Genomic DNA, 17100 nt, shown 5'->3' on the forward strand with positions numbered 1-17100 from the left:
GACGAGACCAGTCCGCTACAGGGACTGGCGCAGGAAATCGTTGGCAAGCCCCGCCGCGCTGGAGTCGGGGTAATCGTCACGCACGCGCTCGAGCAGCCCACGACTCTCCTCGAGTTCGCCCTGACGCGCCTTGATCAGGCCGAGCTTGTAGAGCGCATCGGGCACCTTGCTGCTCTGCGAGAAGTTGTCGATGACCTGGCGAAAGGCGGCTTCCGCCTGGTCCAGGTTGGCTTCCGCCGAGTGCAGCTCGCCCAGCCAGTAGTAGCCGTTGGCGGTCAGGTTGGTATCGGGGTAGTCGGTGACGAAGGCTTCGAAGGCCTGGATGGCCTCGGCGAACTCCCGCGACTGGACGCGAGCGAAGGCGGCCTGGTAGGCGGCCTGGGCGTCGGGGCTGTTGCCGCTTGGCGAGGGGGTCTGCGCCACCTGGCGGGCCGACTCCTGATCGACCTGCGGGTTGGCCTCGATGCCGGCGCTGCCGGCCATCAGCCGCTCGTCGAGATCGAGGTACTGCTGGCGGGTCTGGTTGCGCAGCTGCTCGAGCTGGTGGCGCAGTTCCTCGATCTGTCCGCGCAGCTGCTGAATCTCGCGCTGATGCTCCTGCAGCTGGTTGTACATCACCAGACTGCCGCCGGCCTCCTCGCGCACCTCGGCCTGTTCGAGGAACCCCCGCGGCTGTGCGGTGCGGTCTTCGACGATCGGGCGCTGCTGGGCTTCTACAAGGCTCATCACGGACAGCGGGAGCACCAGGGCTCCCGCGCCGCACAGCCTTTTCAGACTGTGTCTCATGCTTCACTCCATTGGCGCACGTCGGCGCCAGTTCGCTCAGTAGGCAAACACGACGCGGCGGTTCTGGGCATGAGCATCGTCGCTGTTGCCACGTGCAGCCAGGCGCTCCTCGCCATAGCTCACCACCTCGAACTGGGACGGGGAGACGCCCTGCACCTCGAGGAAACGCTTCACCGCGTTGGCACGACGCTCACCCAGCGCCATGTTGTACTCGCGGGTGCCGCGCTCGTCGGTGTGGCCCTGCAGCACGACGCGTGCATTGCTATTGGAACGCAGATAGCGCGCATGCGACACCAGCACCGATTCGAATTCCGGACGGATGCTGTCGCGGTCGAAGTCGAAATAGATGGTGCGAACTTCCGGGATGCGGCCGTCGGCCTGCTGGCCGGAACGGTCGCCGCTGACGCCGGAGCCGCTGACCTGGCCCGAGCCGGCCGTTCCGGTCCCGACGCCGCCATTGGCGCCCGTGCCATCCATGGACCCGTCACGGCTTCCCCCGGTGCTCGAACAGCCGGCAACCAGAGCCAGGGACAGGGCAATTGCCAGGATTCTGGCATGCGACTTGAATTGCATCGTCAAACTCCTCACAGGATTCGAATGACACGTACCATTAGTTCAAGAACGGTGACCATGCGGGTTCACGCACGTCACCCTGTGCCGAAGGCAACCGGTAGGACGCCCGTCCATCGGCCGACACGGCCCCCAACACCCCGCTGTTACCTTGCTGGGTGGCGAAGATTACCATGGTCCCGTTGGGTGCAACACTAGGGGATTCATCCAAACGGGAGTCACTGAGTACGACCAGGCGGCCGGAATCCAGGTCCTGCCGCGCCACCTGATAGCCGTCATTGCTGCGATGGATCAGGAACAGCGACTCGCCGTCCGGCGAAATGCGTCCCCGCGCATTGTAGTTGCCGGTGAAGGTCAGGCGCTCGGCCTCACCGCCACCGAAGCTGTAGCGATAGATCTGCGGCCCACCGCTGCGATCCGAGGTGAAGATCAGGCTGCGCCCGTCGGGCGACCAGGCCGGCTCGGTGTCGATGCTCGAGTTGTTGGTGATGCGCTCGAGATTGCGCGAGCCGACATCCATCACGTAGATCTCGGGCTGGCCATCCTTCGACAGGGTCATGGCCAGGCGACGTCCGTCGGGCGACCAGGCCGGCGCCCCGTTGATGCCGTCGAACGAAGTCAGCCTGGTCCGCTGCCCGGTGTTCACGTCCTGCACGTAGATCGCCGGTCGCTCGGTCTCGAAGGAGACGTAGGCCAGCCGACGGCCATCCGGCGACCAGGAGGGAGACAGGATCGGCTGGCGCGAATTCAGCACCTGCTGGCTATTGTGGCCATCGGCATCGGCAACGTAGAGAGCATACTGTGCGTCGTCACCGGTGCCCTGGGCGGTGACATAGGCAATCCGGGTCGAGAAAGCCCCTCGGATGCCGGTGATGGCCTCGAAGATCTGATCACTGACGAAGTGAGCGACGGCACGCAACTCGTTGGCGCCACCAGTGACGCTCTCGCCGAGCATGCGGCGCTGACCGCTGACGTCCATCAGCTCGTAGCGGATGCGGTAGCCCTCCGCCCCGCGGCTGACCTGACCGACGACCAGATAGCGCACGTCGAGCGCACTCCACTGGCCATAGCGCACCTGGTCGCCGGAGCTGGGACGGTCGTACATGGCATCGCGCGGCAGTGGCTCGAAGAAGCCACTGCGCTCCAGATCGTCACTGATGATCTGGGCCACGTCCCCGGGCAACTCCTCGCCGTCTGCTGCGAACGGCACGATGGCGATGGGGGTCGCCCGGTCGCTGCCGCGGGTGATCTCGATGGTCAGGTCGGACTGAGCATGGGCGAGCGCGCCGAACATCAGCAGCACGGCAGCCAGCCAGGTGGTCATCAGGGCTTTCATCAGCGTACATCTCCCGGTGTGAAACGCAGATTGAACTGGCGGAAGTCACGTTGCGCCGTTGGCGGCAATTGGCGCAGTTCGTTGAACGGGGCGGCAGCTTCCACCGCCTGAATGGCGGAGCGGTCGAAGCTGCTGTCTCCGCTACTCTGACTAATGGTAGCGCCAAACAACTCTCCCGAGGGCCCGAGCTGGACCTGAACGGTAGCAGACAGCCCCCCGCTGGCCCCGGGCGGGATCACCCAGGCCTGCTCCACCGCACGGCGGACCAGGTTGATGAAGCTGTTGGCCGCCTCCTGGCCCTGTCGGGCATCGGCCACGCTATCCGACTCGCCCTCGATGGCACGCTCGAGTCCCTGGGAGGCAGCCTCCGCTGCACGGCGCGCCTCCTCCTCGCGACGCCGCTGCTCCTCGGCCTCGCGCTGGCGCTGGGCTTCCTCCTCGGCCTCGCGCTGGCGCCGGGCTTCCTCCTCGGCCTCGCGCTGGCGCCGGGCTTCCTCCTCGGCCTCGCGCTGGCGCCGGGCTTCCTCCTCGGCCTCGCGCTGGCGCTGGGCTTCCTCCTCGGCCTCGCGCTGGCGCTGGGCTTCCTCCTCGGCCTCGCGCTGGCGCCGGGCTTCCTCCTCGGCCTCGCGCTGGCGCCGGGCTTCCTCCTCGGCCTCGCGCTGGCGCCGGGCTTCCTCTTCGGCCTCGCGCTGGCGCCGGGCTTCCTCCTCGGCCTCGCGCTGACGCCGGGCTTCCTCCTCGGCACGACGCTGCTCCTCGGCCTCGCGCTGGCGCTCGGCCTCCTGTTCCTCGCGCAGCTGGGCCTGCCGCTCGGCCTCCTCGGCGCGGCGCTGGGCCTCCGCCTCGGCTTCCTCGCGGGCCTCCTGCAAGCGGCGCGCCTCCTCCTCGCGTTCGGCCTGCTCCTGCTCGGCCTGGCGCGCCTGCTCTTCGGCCGCCTGCCGTTCGGCCTCCTCACGCGCCTGCTCCTCGGCCTCGGCCTGCCGGGCCTCTTCTTCCTGTTGCGCCTGCTCCTCGGCCTGCCGGGCCTCGGCGCGCGCGCGGGCTTCCTCGGCCCGCTGGGCCTGGTCGGTCGTGGTCTCGGTGCTGACGAGCGTGGCCTGGACGATGGAGGTCGTCTGCGACTCCGGCTGACGCTGGGGCAAGGTAACCACGCTGAGGATCAACACCAGCACGTGCAGGCCAATCGCCAGCAGCGCCGGCACGCCATAGCCGACCGGTCGGTCACTTACATGAGCAGGTCCACGCTGACGTCGGGCCATCACGTCTCCCACTTTGCTAATCAAGAAGCGCCTAATCACGCGGTGGCGGCTCGGAAATCAGCCCGACATTGGCCACGCCGGCCACCTGCAGAGTGCTCATCAGGGTCACGATTTCGCCATAGGGGACGTAGCGGTCGCCGCGCACCATGACCGGCGTGCCGGGCTGGCGATCGAGCAGGATGATCACCCGGTCACCCAGCTCCTCGAGCTCCACGTTCATCTCCTCGCCGCCGATCGAGAGGTAGTACTGCCCCTCTCGATCCACCGACACGATGATGGGTTCTCGGTCCTCTTCGACGTCGATCGGCTCGGAGGTGACCTGGGGCAGCTCGACCTGCACGCCCTGGGTCAGCATCGGTGCGGTGATCATGAAGATGACCAGCAGCACCAGCATGACATCGATGAAGGGGACGACGTTGATCTCCCCCATCGGCTTGCGGCGGCCACCGCGGTTGAACGGTCCATGCATGTCGCGACTCCCTCAGGCGGCGCCGGCTTCGCTGCGGCCCTGCAGATTGCGATGCAGGATGGAGTGGAACTCTTCGGCAAAGTCCTCGTACTTGCCCAGCATGCGGTCGGTTTCGGACGACAGGCGGTTATAGAAGATCACCGCCGGGATGGCGGCGAACAGGCCCATGGCGGTTGCAATGAGCGCCTCGGCGATCCACGGCGCCACGGTGGCCAGCGTGGCCTGCTGGGCCATGGAGAGCGACTGGAACGAGCCCATGATGCCCCACACGGTGCCGAACAGGCCGATATAGGGGCTTGCCGAGGCCACCGTGGCCAGGAACACCAAGTGCAGGGTGAGGCGCTCCTCCTCCCGCGACCAGGCGACACGCATGCTGCGCTGAACGCCGTCGAGGATGGCATCGGCGCTCTTGGTCTTGGCCATCAGGCGATTGAACTCACGAAAACCGGCGCGGAAGACATGTTCGGCGCCCTGGGTCTCCTGCTCGGAGGGTGTCTCGCGGTAGAGCTCGTTGAGGTCGACCCCCGACCAGAAGCGCTCTTCGAATGACTGGTGCGCCCGGCGTGCCCGACGCAGCACGAAGGTGCGCTGGAAAATCACCACCCAGGAGAGAATCGAACCTATCACCAGGATCAGCATGACCAGCTGCACCACGGTGCTGGCGCTCATGATCAGGTGTGGTATTGACATGGAGTCGTTCACGGGCTTCCTCGCTGATCTTGCAGTTGACCGTTGAGAACCGCGGCGAGCGCCGGCGGCCAGGGCATGGGTTTGAGACGCACGGCATCCACACAGGCGATGTCGACCCGCGCCTCGCACAAGGGTTCCTCGCCACGCATCACCGCCTGAGAAAATCTCAACCGGCAGCGGCCGGTGGTTTCGACGGCCGCCGTGACCGAGAGTTCGTCGTCGAGATGGGCGGGCTTGGCATAGCGGCACTCGAGCCGGTGCACCACCAGTTGGATACCGGCGTCGAGCAGTTCACGCTGGGTGAAGCCGCGCTGGCGCAGCCACTCGCTGCGCGCCCGCTCCATGAACTTGAGATGGTTGACGTAGTAGACGATGCCACCGGCATCGGTATCTTCGATGTAGACCCTCAGCGGCAGGCGAAAATCACTCACTGACGCACCTCGCCAGAGGCATCCAGAGCCTGCTCGTGCGGCACCAGGTCGAAGTGCTGCCAGGCCTGGCGGGTCACCACCCGACCACGGGCAGTACGCATCATCAGGCCCTGCTGGATCAGGTAGGGCTCGATCACGTCCTCGATGGTATCGCGCTCCTCGCCGATCGCCGCCGCCAGCGAATCGATACCCACCGGGCCACCGTCGAACTTCTCGATCATGGCCAGCAGCAGGCGACGGTCCATGTGGTCGAGCCCATGGTGGTCGACGTGCAGCATGTTCAGCGCCTGATCGGCCACTGTCGCGTCCACCTGGCCATTGCCGCGCACCTGGGCGAAATCGCGCACTCGGCGCAGCAGTCGGTTGGCGATGCGCGGCGTACCGCGCGAGCGGCGCGCCACCTCGCGGGCACCGCCTCGGTCCGCCTCGACGCCGAGCAGCCTGGCCGAGCGCGCAACGATCTCGGTGAGCTCCTCGATGTCGTAGAACTCCAGGCGCTGGACGATGCCGAAGCGGTCACGCAGCGGAGAAGTGAGCAGGCCGGCCCGGGTGGTGGCGCCCACCAGGGTGAAGGGCGGCAGATCGAGCTTGATGGAGCGTGCCGCCGGGCCCTCGCCGATGACGATGTCGAGCTGGAAGTCCTCCATCGCGGGATAGAGGATCTCCTCCACCACCGGCGACAGGCGGTGGATCTCGTCGATGAAGAGCACGTCGCCGGGCTGCAGGTTGGTGAGCATGGCGGCGAGGTCGCCGGCTCGCTCCAGCACCGGCCCGGAGGTGGCCTTGAGCCCCACCCCCATCTCGGCGGCAATGATGTTGGCCAGCGTGGTCTTGCCCAGCCCGGGAGGACCGAACACCAGGGTATGGTCGAGACTCTCGTCGCGCCCCCGCGCCGCACTGATGAAGATCTCCAGCTGCTCGCGCACGCGGGGCTGGCCGATGTACTCGGCCAGCCGCTTGGGGCGAATCGCATGGTCGACGCGGCTCTCGCCCTCGCGCTCGTCGGCGGCGATCAAGCGATCATTGTGCATCATGTCGAACACTCGTGGCGCTCATGAAAATGCCCTCTGTCACCGATCGGATGAATCCTGGCACCGTGATGGAGACATGCGTCGAGCCTCGCCCTAACCCGCCATGCGCCGGGTCAGCGCCGCCTTGATCATGGCCTCGGTCGACAAGCCTTCGTCGAGCCCGGAGAGCATCCTGGCCGCCTCGGTGGGCTTGTAGCCCAGGCTGACTAGCGCGGCCTCGGCGTCGGCCAGCGGGTCCTGACGCCCCTGTCCGGTGGCGGGTGACGGCTTGGCGCCGGCGAGGTCGGTCGCTCCCGGGTGTTCCCAGTGGGGAAAGCGGTCGCGCATCTCGACGATCAGGCGCTCGGCGGTCTTCTTGCCGACACCGGGCAGACGCGTCAACGCCTTGGCGTCATCCTCCATCACGCAGCGGATGAAAGCCGTCTCGTCCATGCCGGATAGAATCGCCAGGGCCAGCTTGGGGCCGACGCCATTGACCTTGATCAGCGCACGAAACAGTGCCCGCTCCTGCTCGCTTGCGAAACCGAACAGCAGATGCGCATCCTCGCGCACGGTGAGGTGCGTATAGAGAGAGACGGGCTCCCCCGCCCCGGGCAACGCCATCAGCGTCGTCATCGAGGCTTCGAGCTCGTAGCCGACGCCGGCCACGTCCACCACCAGCCAGGGGGGCTGCTTCTCGAGCAGGGTGCCACGCAGGCGTCCGATCATGGAATTCAGTGTCCCGATCCGTATACGACCATGGCCAAAGGCCTTCCTGGCGCCACTATACTGATCACTCAAGCGCCTGACCAGTCTAGAGTAAACGGTGTTCGACAATTAATCGACTGCCGCTGCCCGGCCTCATTCAAGGGCGGAAATCGCGCCAGGAACCGCCTCGGCGCCGCGAGCGATGCCCGCCGAAACTGCCTCGGGTCAGCAGCCCGAGCCTGGCATGGGCGTGGGTCAGCGCGATGGCCAGGGCATCGGCGGCATCGGCCTGCGGCGAGGCGCCGAGCCCCAGGATCGCGACCACCATGTGCTGCACCTGGGCCTTGGTCGCCCCACCGCTGCCGGTCACCGCCTGCTTGATCTGGCGCGGCCCGTATTCGTCGACCGGCAGGCCATGGTTGGCGGCGCAGACGATCGCCGCCCCTCGCGCCTGGCCGAGCTTGAGCGCGGAGTCCGGGTTCTTCGACATGAACACCTGCTCGATGGCCACTTCCCCCGGACGATACTCGCCGATCAATTCGGCGATACCCGCATAGATGCGCGCCAGGCGCTGCGGCAACTCGACGTCCTGCAGGCGGATGCAGCCGCTGGCCACGTAGCGCGGCGTGGGTGTGCTGACGTCGAGCACGCCGTAGCCGGTGATGCGCGAGCCCGGGTCGATACCGAGGATCAGCACGCTGCGTTCCCCCGTTCGCGGGCGACCGACACGCGCCCGGCATGACGTCGCTTGACGCGTCGTGAAACCGGCGCCACGTGGGCGCCGGTTTCTTTCATCGCACAGCAGGCTGGCGTATTCACTCCTGCCCTTCCGCCTTGGCCTTCTGGCGCAGGCGGATGTTGAGCTCGCGCAGTTGGTCGCCGCTCACCTCGCCCGGGGCGTCGGTCATCAGGCAGGCCGCGCTCTGGGTCTTGGGGAAGGCGATCACTTCACGGATGGTGCGCGCCCCTGCCATCAGCATCACCAGGCGGTCGAGACCGAAGGCCAGGCCGCCGTGGGGCGGCGCGCCATAGTGCAGGGCGTCGAGCAGGAAGCCGAACTTCTCGCGGGCCTCCTCCTCGCCGATGCCGAGGATCTCGAACACGGTGCTCTGCATCTGCTGGTCGTGGATACGGATCGAGCCGCCACCCAGTTCGGTACCGTTGAGCACCATGTCGTAGGCTCGCGAGAGCGCCGCGGCCGGGTCGGACTTGAGCGCCTCGGGGCTGCACGAGGGCGAGGTGAACGGGTGGTGCAGCGGACTCAGGCGCCCGCTGTCGTCGGTCTCGAACATCGGGAAGTCGACCACCCACAGCGGCGCCCAGTCACGGGTATAGAGGTTGAGGTCCTCACCCAGCTTGACCCGCAGCGCCCCCAACGCCTCGTTGACCACCTTGGCCTTGTCGGCGCCGAAGAAGACGATGTCGCCATCCTCCGCACCGATGCGGTCGAGCAGCTCCTCGATCACGTTCTCCATGAACTTGACGATCGGCGACTGCAGGCCCTCGAGCCCCTTGGCGCGCTCGTTGACCTTGATCCAGGCCAGGCCCTTGGCGCCGTAGATACCGACGAACTTGGTGTAGTCGTCGATCACCTTGCGCGACATGCTGGCCCCGCCCGGCACCTTGAGCGCCGCCACGCGGCCGTCGGCGGCATTGGCCGGGCCGGAGAAGACCTGGAAGTCGACCTGCTTCATCAGGTCGTCGACGTCGACCAGCATCAACGGGATGCGCAGGTCGGGCTTGTCGGAGCCGTAGCGATCCATGGCGTCGGCCCAGCTCATGCGCGGGAACTCGGGCAGCTCGACGTCGAGCACGTCCTGGAACAGCTCGCGGATCATGGATTCGGTCACACCCATGATGTCCTCCTCCTCGACGAAGGAGGCCTCGATATCGATCTGGGTGAACTCGGGCTGTCGGTCGGCGCGCAGGTCCTCGTCGCGAAAGCACTTGGCGATCTGGTAGTAGCGGTCGAAGCCGGCCACCATCAGCAGCTGCTTGAACAGCTGCGGCGACTGCGGCAGGGCAAAGAAGCTGCCCGGATGGGTGCGGCTCGGCACCAGGTAGTCGCGCGCGCCCTCGGGCGTGGCGCGGGTCAGGATCGGCGTCTCGATGTCGAGGAAGCCCTGGCCTTCGAGGAAGGCGCGCACGTGGTGCGAGATGCGCGAGCGCAGGCGCAGCTTCTCGATCATCTCGGGCCGACGCAGGTCGATGTAGCGATGCTTGAGGCGCACCTCCTCGCCCACCTTGCCATGCTCGTCGAGCTGGAACGGCGGCGTGGCCGCCGTGTTCAGCACCTCGACGTCCTTGGCCAGCACCTCGACCAAACCGGTGGGCATCTTGGGGTTCTGGGTGCCTTCGGGGCGCAGCCGCACGCGACCGGAGATGCGAAGCACGAACTCGCTGCGAGCCCGGTCGGCAGTGGCGAAGGCCTCGGCGGTGTCGGGGTCGACCACGACCTGGGCGATGCCGTCGCGATCGCGCATGTCGAGGAAGATCACGCCTCCGTGGTCACGGCGGCGGTGAACCCAGCCGCACAGGGTGACCGTCTGGTCCACCAGGGTCTCGTTGAGCTGGCCGCAATAATGGCTGCGCATGTCGTATCCTGTTTCGTTAAGCGTTGTCTGTGAAAGGGTCGGTATGGGTCACGGTCAGGCCGCGGCGCCGTCCTTCGCCGGCGCCTTGCTCTGCTTGCCTTCTCCGCCGCCACTTCCCGAATCGCCGGCGAGGTTCTTCTTGCTGCCGGATTTGAAGTCGGTCTCGTACCAGCCGCCGCCGGCCAGACGGAAGCCCGCCGCGGAAACCAGGCGGCCGAGCGCCGGTGCTTCGCAGGCGGGACAGTCGGTCAGGGGAGCGGCGCTGAGCTTCTGGAGCTTCTCCAGTCGATGGCCGCAGGCCTTGCACTGATATTCATAGATGGGCATGGTTCAATTCACTCCTGATTCGACAGCGCGCAACCAACGGCGATATAGGGTCGAGCGGTGCACTTTCCAAGCCTGCCGTGAAAGCCCGATAGTATAACGTGCCCTGCAAGGCCTGTCCCAGCCCTGCCGCGGCGAACCAACACAAGGAATCCAGCATGAAAGCCGTGATACTCGATGCCGCCAGCCTGGGCCCTGACGTCGACCTCACCGCCATCCGCGAGCAGGTCGATACGCTGGAGGTCCACCAGACCAGTACCACCGCGCAGAGCCGCGAGCGCCTGGCGGGCGCCGAGATCGCCATCGTCAACAAGGTGGTACTCGACGGCGCCACCCTCGAGGCGCTGCCCGAGCTCAGGCTGATCTGCGTGCTGGCCACCGGCACCAACAACATCGACATGGCCACGGCGGAGCGCTTGGGCGTTCCGGTGCGCAACGTCACGGCCTACGGCACCGCCAGCGTGGCCCAGCATACGCTGATGATGATCCTGGCCCTGGCCAATCGCCTGCCGCTCTACCAGCGCGACGTGGCGACCGGGCGCTGGAATCAGAGTCCCTTCTTCTGTCTGATGGACCACGGCACGCTGCAGCTCGAAGGCAAGCACTTGGTCATCGTCGGCCAGGGCGAGCTGGGCAGGCGCGTGGCTGCGCTGGCAGAAGCCTTCGGCATGCGTGTCAGTTTCGCCGCCCGGCCCGGCAACGAGGCCGGCGACAGCCGCCCTGGCATCGCCGAGCTCGCCCCCGAGGCCGACGTGATCAGCCTGCACTGCCCGCTCACCGAGGCCACCCGCCACCTGATCGGCGCCGACCTGCTCGCCTCGCTGAAACCCGGTGCCCTGCTGGTGAACTGCGCCCGCGGCGGCATCATCGACGAGGAAGCGGCACTGGAAGCGCTGCGCGGCGGGCGCCTGGGCGGACTGGGTGTCGACGTGCTGCCGGTGGAACCGCCGCGTGACGGGCATCCCCTGCTCGACGCCCTGGGCGAGCCCCTGAACCTGATCGTCACCCCGCACAACGCCTGGATCACCCCCGAAGCGCGCCAGCGCATCGTGGCGCTCACCGGTGACAACCTGCGCCGCTGGAAGGCCCAGCGGGACGGAGCATGACCATGCTGCACAACTCCATGCTTCACAACCTCGGCTCGATCAACCTCGACCACTTCTATCGGGTACCGCACCTGGTCCACCCCGGCGAGACGTTGGCCAGCCACAGCTATCAGGTCGGCCTCGGTGGCAAGGGCGCCAATCAGTCGCTGGCCATGGCCCTGGCCGGCGGCCAGGTGTGTCACTGGGGGCGGCTGGGCCGACAGGACGGCTGGGCCCGCGACAGGCTGGCCCGCGCCGGGGTCGACGTCACGCATGTCGAACTGGTGGACGAGCCCAGCGGCCATGCCATCATCCAGGTCGACGACCATGGTGAGAACGCCATCATTCTCTGCCCCGGCGCCAACCACGGCTTCACCCGCCGCCACCACGAAGCGCTGTGCGAGACGGCCAGGCCCGGCGACTGGCTGCTGGTGCAGAACGAGTGTAACGCCCTGCCCGAGCTGCTCGAGTGCGCCCGCCAGCAGGGGCTCGCCATCGCCTTCAATCCCGCGCCGATGAGCGACACGGTGCTGGCGCTGCCGCTGGAAGCCTGCCAACTGCTATTCGTCAACCGCGGCGAGGCCGCCTGGCTCGCCGGCCTGCCCGAGACGAGCGACGCCCGCGTACTGCTGGAAGGCTTGCACGCGCGACTGCCGGCTACAGCCACGGTGTTGACCCTCGGTCGCGAGGGCGCCTGGTACCAGTCCGGCAGCGAGCGTCACTTCCAGCCCGCGCTGCCGGTGGCGCCGGTGGATACCACCGGCGCCGGCGACACCTTCATCGGCTTTTTCATGGCGGCGCTGCAGGAGCAGCGCTCACTCCCCGACTGCCTGGCGTTCGCCGCTCATGCCGCGGCGCTCGGCGTACAGCGCCCCGGCGCCGCCGACAGCATCCCGTCCCGCGACGAGGTCGAACGGTTCCTCGCCAGCCCCTCAAACGCCTGACACCCACAAGGAGGCAACGTGTCGCATCCGATCATCTTCGATACCGACCCCGGCGTCGACGACGCCCAGGCCATCGCCATCGCCCTGCGCCATCCCGAGATCGAGCTGCTCGGCCTGACCACCACCTACGGCAACGTCGACATCGAGACCGCCACTCACAACGCCCTGCTGCTGAGCGAGCTGGCCGGCCGCGACATCCCCGTCGCCCAGGGTGCCGCCGGCCCCATGGTCAAGCCACGCCACCCGGCGCCGGCCCACATCCACGGTGCCAATGGCCTGGGCAACATCGAACTGCCCGAACTGAGGGGCGAGAAGGATCCGCGCAGCGCCGCCCAGTTCATCGTCGATACGGTGAATGCCCGCCCCGGCGAGGTCACGCTGGTCGCGGTGGGGCCGGTGGGCAACCTGGCCGCCGCCCTGCAGCTCGACCCGGGGCTGACCGAGAAGGTCAAGCGCGTGGTGATCATGGGCGGTTCGATCCGCGAGGGTGGCAACGTCACTCCGGTGGCCGAAGCCAACATGTTCAATGACCCGCATGCCGCCCAGCGCGTGCTCACCGCCGGGTGGCCGCTGACCCTGGTCGGGCTCGACGTCACCCACCGCTGCGTGCTCAGCCAGGCGCACATGCAGCGCATCGAGGCGGGCCAGGGCGAGCTCGGCAAGGTGCTGGCCGGCAGCTACGCCTTCTATCGCGACTTCTACCGTGAATTCCTCGGCATCGACGGCTGCTGTCCCCACGACAGCTGCGCGCTGGCCTGGCTGCTGCGCCCGGAGCTGTTCACCACCGCCCCGGGGCACCTGTCGGTCGTCACCGAGGGGATCGCCGAGGGCCTGACCCTGTTTGCCCCCGAGGGGCGCGGCTTCATTCAGGAGCGCTGGTCGCAGACGCCCCTGGCGGAGGTGTGCCTCGAGGTCGACGGCGAGGCCGTGGTGGAGTGGATTGCCGACACCCTGAGCTAAGGGGCCTCCCCGGCATTACAGACAGACGAAGTTGTCCGGGTCATGACACTCCAGCGCTTCCAGCTCGACGTGCGTGACCCGGGCATTCGGCGGCCCCTGCCACAGCCAGTTGGCAACCTGATTGACCGCCTCGCCGTCACCGCACAGCAGCACCTCGACCTGGCCGTCGGCCAGGTTTCTGGCATGGCCGGTCAGGCCGTGCTGCAGCGCCTGCTCCTGAACCGCCCGGCGGTACCACACGCCCTGTACCTTGCCAGCCACCAGGGCCTTCACGCAGCGCTTGTTCATGCTTCCCTCCTCGCTCCGCCAGTTGGTGTTCGTCCATCCCAGTCTGGCCACTCGCGTCAAGCCTGAACAGGAGATCGGTATCAACGCTCGAAGCCGGCGAGCGGGATTCCAGCCATCTGCCCAAATGCTCTAATCTAGATAGTAGGGATGCGGCCTCGCCACAAGCAACGGCCGCCCCACTGGAAGCGCTGCCACCCACCGCGCTTACGACCACAACAATGGATCCTCACAAGGGAGATAACGCCATGCGGGTCTTCGACCACCCCGAGTTCGACCATCACCAGCAGATCGTCTTCGGCTGCGATGAAGCCAGCGGTCTGCGCGCCATCATCGCCGTCCACGACACGCGCCGCGGTCCCGCCCTGGGCGGCCTGCGCATCTACCCCTATGCCGACGAGGTTGACGCCCTCACCGACGTGCTGCGGCTGTCCCGCGGCATGACCTACAAGTCGGCCCTGGCCGACCTGCCCCTCGGCGGCGGCAAGGCGGTCATCATCGCCGATCCCCGTCGGGACAAGACGCCTGCCCTGCTGCGCGCCATGGGCCGGCTCGTCGAATCGCTGGGCGGACGCTACATCACCGCCGAGGACTCCGGCAGCGGCGAAGAGGACATGCGACTGATTCGGGAGGAGACCCGTCACGTCAGCGGCCTGGGCCATGACGGCGAGTCCGGCGACCCTTCGCCCTTCACCGCCCATGGCGTGTTCTGCGCGCTGAAGAGCACCGTGCGTCATCGCTTCGGTCGCGACGACCTGAAGGGCCTGCGCGTGGCCATCCAAGGTGTCGGCCACGTCGGCGCCCACCTCGCCCGCGAGCTGCACGAAGCCGGCGCCCAACTGCTGTTGACCGACATCGATCGCGGCAGCCTGGGCCTGCTCAGCGACGAACTGGGGGCGCGGAGTGTCGCACCGGGGGAAATCTTCGATGTCGATGCAGACGTCTTCGCTCCCTGCGCCATGGGCGCCGTGCTGACGGAAGCGGTGGCCGAACGGCTCAAGGCCAAGGTGGTCTGCGGGGCGGCCAACAATCAGCTCGCCACGCCCGACGTGGCGGAGCGCCTGCATGCGCGTGGCATCCTCTACGCCCCCGACTACGTAGCCAACGCCGGCGGCGTCATCGAGGTTGAGGCCCAACGCCATGACCACTACGACCGGGAAGCCGTGATGCGCCACGTGGAGCGGATCTCCGCCACCATCGACGAAATCCTCACGCGCGCCCGGGAAGAGGACAGCAACCCGGCAGAGGTGGCCGACCGGCTCGCCCGCGAGCGCCTGCAAGGCTGAGCCGTTGCCGGGCGCCATCGGCGCCCGGCTTCGTCACTCGCTCACTCCGTCAACAGCTCGCGCCTGACGATCACGGCGCTGTTGCGCGGTACCACCTCACGCCCCATCGCGACCACGTAGCTACGCGTGAAGGCGGCGCCGAACAGCAGGATCAGCGAGCTGTAGTAGACCCACAGCAGGATCATCACCAGCGAACCAGCGGCGCCGTAGGTCGAGGCGGTCGCGGTATAGGCCAGATAGTAGGCGATGGCACTGCGACCGATGGCGAACAGCAGTGAGGTGACCAGCGCTCCCAGCAGTACGTCCCGCCAACTCAGCACCACATCGGGGAGCACCTTGAAGATCGTCGCGAACAGCGCGGCGATCACCGCCAGGGAGATGAGGAATTCCGCCCCGGCCGTCAGCGGCCCCACCAGCGGCATGGCGTCGTCGATGGCCTGCAGCACGGCACGCAGCATCACGCCCACCAGCAGCGAGACGAGCAGGATGAAGCCGATGGCGAGCACCACCGTGAGCGACAGCAGTCGCTGCTTGAGGAATACCAGGACACTGTTGCGGCTGGGCTTGGCGGTCACGCCCCAGATCATGTTCAGTGAATACTGCATCTGGGCGAACACCGTGGTGGCCCCCACCAGCAGGCCGCCAAAGCCGAGCAGGGTCGGCACGAGACCCGACTCCTCGATACGCGACGCCGCCACCGCCTTTTCGACCGCTCGCGCCGCCTCTTCACCCAGCGTTCCCTGCAACTGGGCGACGATCTGCCCCTGGGCGGCATCCTCGCCGAACACCACGCCGATGACAGCAACGGCGATGATCACCGTCGGCGCGAGCGAGAACAACGTGTAGAAAGGCAGCGAACCGGCATAGCTGAAGGCATTGCGCTCCAACCACAGGCTGAAGCCTTGCTGCAGCGCATTCCACCAGAACCTTAACGAGAGACTGTGCACGCCACCTCCTTGTCAACAACTTTCGTACCCAGCTTAGGCAATCGAAATGCTCCTGTCGGCCAAAGGCTTGCATTGCAGCCCCAAACCGACCGCGCCCATAATAAGGCCCCCGAGCCACACGCGAAGGATACGCCGATGAGCGATACCGATCACGATTTCGACTGTCTCGTCTTCATCGGGCGTTTCCAGCCTCCCCACCTCGGGCACCTGGCCGTGATCAACGAGGCCCTGCGCCATGCGCGTCAGGTCATCGTGCTCGTTGGTTCGGCCTGGCAGGCACGCTCGCTGCGCAACCCCTGGCGCTTCGACGAGCGACAGGCGCAGCTGCGCAGCTGCTTCGACGAAGAGGAAAATGCACGGCTGGAGATCGTGCCGCTACTCGATGCGCTCTACAACAACGACGTCTGGGTGCGCGACGTGCAGCGCAAGGTGCGCGACATCGCCGGCCATCACCACGCCCGGCTGCCACGCATCGGCCTGATCGGCGCGAGCCGCGGCCAGTCGAGCTACTACCTCTCGCTGTTCCCCCAGTGGGAGTCGGTCAGCGTGCCGCTGGTCGATGGCATCTCCGCCAGCCAGATCCGCGAGCGCCTGTTTCGTTCACCCTCCTCCACCGAGGATTACCTCAGCACCGGGGCAGCCCACGACCTGCCGCCCGGGGTGTGCGATGCGCTGCGCGACTTCGCCGGCAGCGACGCCCACCTGCAGCTGATGGAAGAGCAGACGCTGCTCGACCAGTATCGCAGGGCCTGGGCCAACGCCCCCTACCCGCCGATCTTCGTCACCGTCAACGCCGTGGTGGTGCAGTCGGGCCACGTGCTGCTGGTGCGGCGCACCGCGGCACCGGGCAAGGGGCTGCTGGCGCTGCCGGGTGGCTTCGTCAACCCGCACGAGCGCCTGCTCGACGCCTGCCTGCGCGAACTGCGCGAGCGGGTCCGTCTCAAGGTACCGGAACCGGTACTCAAGGGCTCGCTGCGCGGCCAGCGGCTGTTCGACGAACCCCACCGCAGCTGGCGCGGCCGCACCCTGGCCGAGGCCTTCTACTTCGCCCTGCGCCCCGACCAGCAGTTGCCCCGGCTCAAGCCGGTCAAGGGCGGCGATCACGCGCGCTGGGTACCATTGGCCGAACTCGAGCCCGACAGCCTGTTCGAGGACCACTTCTTCATCATCCAGAACTTTCTCGGCCTGCCGGCCGACTTCGGCGGGGCCTAAAAGTGCTTTACGGATCGGCGAGCGGCCCTAGCGCAAGGCGACCGGAGCACAGGAGGTGCAGCATATGGTGTATATGTGACGCCTCGACGGTCCGACGCTTCGGCACCGCGTACAAATTCGTCGGGAACGAATTTGAACAGCCTTTAGGCTGGCCCGAAGGATAGCCGCCAGGGGACGGCGGCGATAGCGCAGCGATTGCGGGCG

General features: G+C 67.2%; 19 protein-coding genes. 5 read left to right on the top strand and 14 right to left on the bottom strand.

The window, feature by feature from the left end; genetic code table 11:
- Positions 1-15: 15 nt before the first annotated feature.
- The 12 genes from ybgF to HNO51_RS10800 all read right to left on the bottom strand — a co-directional run bounded on the left by ybgF (position 16) and on the right by HNO51_RS10800 (position 10180).
- Positions 16-786: a tol-pal system protein YbgF gene (ybgF, locus tag HNO51_RS10745; RefSeq protein WP_209537421.1), complete on the bottom strand. Its 771-nt coding sequence runs from the start codon at positions 784-786 to the stop codon at positions 16-18.
- Between the two features lie 36 nt (positions 787-822).
- Entirely contained in the window at positions 823-1359 is a 537-nt protein-coding gene (pal, locus tag HNO51_RS10750) for a peptidoglycan-associated lipoprotein Pal (RefSeq protein WP_197447362.1), read from the bottom strand.
- Between the two features lie 37 nt (positions 1360-1396).
- A complete protein-coding gene (tolB, locus tag HNO51_RS10755) occupies positions 1397-2692 on the bottom strand; it encodes a Tol-Pal system beta propeller repeat protein TolB (protein ID WP_197447363.1) in 1296 nt (431 codons plus the stop codon).
- Positions 2692-3951 (bottom strand): cell envelope integrity protein TolA, encoded by a 1260-nt coding sequence (tolA, locus tag HNO51_RS10760; RefSeq protein ID WP_209537422.1) that lies wholly within the window; start codon positions 3949-3951, stop codon positions 2692-2694. The genes tolB and tolA overlap by 1 nt, the downstream gene beginning before the upstream one ends.
- Before the next feature lie 31 nt (positions 3952-3982).
- Complete coding sequence (gene tolR, locus HNO51_RS10765; protein ID WP_197447365.1) at positions 3983-4420, bottom strand: protein TolR; 438 nt, start codon at positions 4418-4420, stop codon at positions 3983-3985.
- 12 nt (positions 4421-4432) lie between these two features.
- Positions 4433-5110, bottom strand: coding sequence for a protein TolQ (tolQ, locus tag HNO51_RS10770; RefSeq protein WP_179951204.1), 678 nt, complete (start codon positions 5108-5110; stop codon positions 4433-4435).
- An 8-nt stretch (positions 5111-5118) separates the two neighbouring features.
- Complete coding sequence (gene ybgC / locus HNO51_RS10775; protein WP_197447366.1) at positions 5119-5541, bottom strand: tol-pal system-associated acyl-CoA thioesterase; 423 nt, start codon at positions 5539-5541, stop codon at positions 5119-5121.
- Positions 5538-6575, bottom strand: a complete 1038-nt coding sequence (gene ruvB, locus HNO51_RS10780; RefSeq protein WP_197447367.1) for a Holliday junction branch migration DNA helicase RuvB — start codon at positions 6573-6575, stop codon at positions 5538-5540. Before ruvB ends, ybgC begins: the two co-directional genes overlap by 4 nt.
- Before the next feature lie 90 nt (positions 6576-6665).
- Positions 6666-7280 (bottom strand): Holliday junction branch migration protein RuvA, encoded by a 615-nt coding sequence (ruvA, locus tag HNO51_RS10785; protein WP_197447368.1) that lies wholly within the window; start codon positions 7278-7280, stop codon positions 6666-6668.
- 136 nt (positions 7281-7416) lie between these two features.
- Positions 7417-7956: a crossover junction endodeoxyribonuclease RuvC gene (ruvC, locus tag HNO51_RS10790; RefSeq protein WP_197447369.1), complete on the bottom strand. Its 540-nt coding sequence runs from the start codon at positions 7954-7956 to the stop codon at positions 7417-7419.
- A gap of 118 nt (positions 7957-8074) precedes the next feature.
- Complete coding sequence (gene aspS / locus HNO51_RS10795; RefSeq protein ID WP_197447370.1) at positions 8075-9853, bottom strand: aspartate--tRNA ligase; 1779 nt, start codon at positions 9851-9853, stop codon at positions 8075-8077.
- Positions 9854-9907: 54 nt separating this feature from the next.
- Positions 9908-10180, bottom strand: a complete 273-nt coding sequence (locus tag HNO51_RS10800; protein WP_197447371.1) for an FmdB family zinc ribbon protein — start codon at positions 10178-10180, stop codon at positions 9908-9910.
- A gap of 155 nt (positions 10181-10335) precedes the next feature.
- On the opposite strand from HNO51_RS10800, the gene HNO51_RS10805 reads away from it, so the two are divergent.
- The 3 genes from HNO51_RS10805 to HNO51_RS10815 are packed head-to-tail and all read left to right on the top strand — an operon-like array spanning position 10336 to position 13166.
- Entirely contained in the window at positions 10336-11283 is a 948-nt protein-coding gene (locus tag HNO51_RS10805) for a D-2-hydroxyacid dehydrogenase (RefSeq protein WP_197447372.1), read from the top strand.
- The gene (locus HNO51_RS10810) at positions 11280-12206 is read left to right on the top strand and encodes a ribokinase (RefSeq protein ID WP_242597097.1); all 927 of its coding nucleotides are present in this window, start codon (positions 11280-11282) and stop codon (positions 12204-12206) included. The genes HNO51_RS10805 and HNO51_RS10810 overlap by 4 nt, the downstream gene beginning before the upstream one ends.
- Before the next feature lie 18 nt (positions 12207-12224).
- Positions 12225-13166: a nucleoside hydrolase gene (locus HNO51_RS10815; RefSeq protein ID WP_209537423.1), complete on the top strand. Its 942-nt coding sequence runs from the start codon at positions 12225-12227 to the stop codon at positions 13164-13166.
- 15 nt (positions 13167-13181) lie between these two features.
- Here the strand turns inward: HNO51_RS10815 and HNO51_RS10820 are convergent, their stop codons facing one another.
- Positions 13182-13454, bottom strand: coding sequence for an acylphosphatase (locus HNO51_RS10820; protein ID WP_197447374.1), 273 nt, complete (start codon positions 13452-13454; stop codon positions 13182-13184).
- Between the two features lie 245 nt (positions 13455-13699).
- On the opposite strand from HNO51_RS10820, the gene HNO51_RS10825 reads away from it, so the two are divergent.
- Positions 13700-14737 carry a Glu/Leu/Phe/Val family dehydrogenase gene (locus tag HNO51_RS10825; RefSeq protein ID WP_209537424.1) on the top strand — a complete coding sequence of 346 codons (1038 nt, stop codon included), beginning with the start codon at positions 13700-13702 and terminating at the stop codon, positions 14735-14737.
- A gap of 41 nt (positions 14738-14778) precedes the next feature.
- Here HNO51_RS10825 and HNO51_RS10830 read toward each other — a convergent pair whose 3' ends face one another.
- Positions 14779-15684: a YihY/virulence factor BrkB family protein gene (locus HNO51_RS10830; RefSeq protein WP_209537425.1), complete on the bottom strand. Its 906-nt coding sequence runs from the start codon at positions 15682-15684 to the stop codon at positions 14779-14781.
- Between the two features lie 135 nt (positions 15685-15819).
- Between HNO51_RS10830 and HNO51_RS10835 the strand changes: the two genes are divergently transcribed.
- Positions 15820-16896 (top strand): bifunctional nicotinamide-nucleotide adenylyltransferase/Nudix hydroxylase, encoded by a 1077-nt coding sequence (locus tag HNO51_RS10835; RefSeq protein ID WP_197447377.1) that lies wholly within the window; start codon positions 15820-15822, stop codon positions 16894-16896.
- Positions 16897-17100: the final 204 nt, after the last annotated feature.

This window comes from Billgrantia sulfidoxydans (assembly GCF_017868775.1).
GTDB lineage: Bacteria > Pseudomonadota > Gammaproteobacteria > Pseudomonadales > Halomonadaceae > Halomonas > Halomonas sulfidoxydans.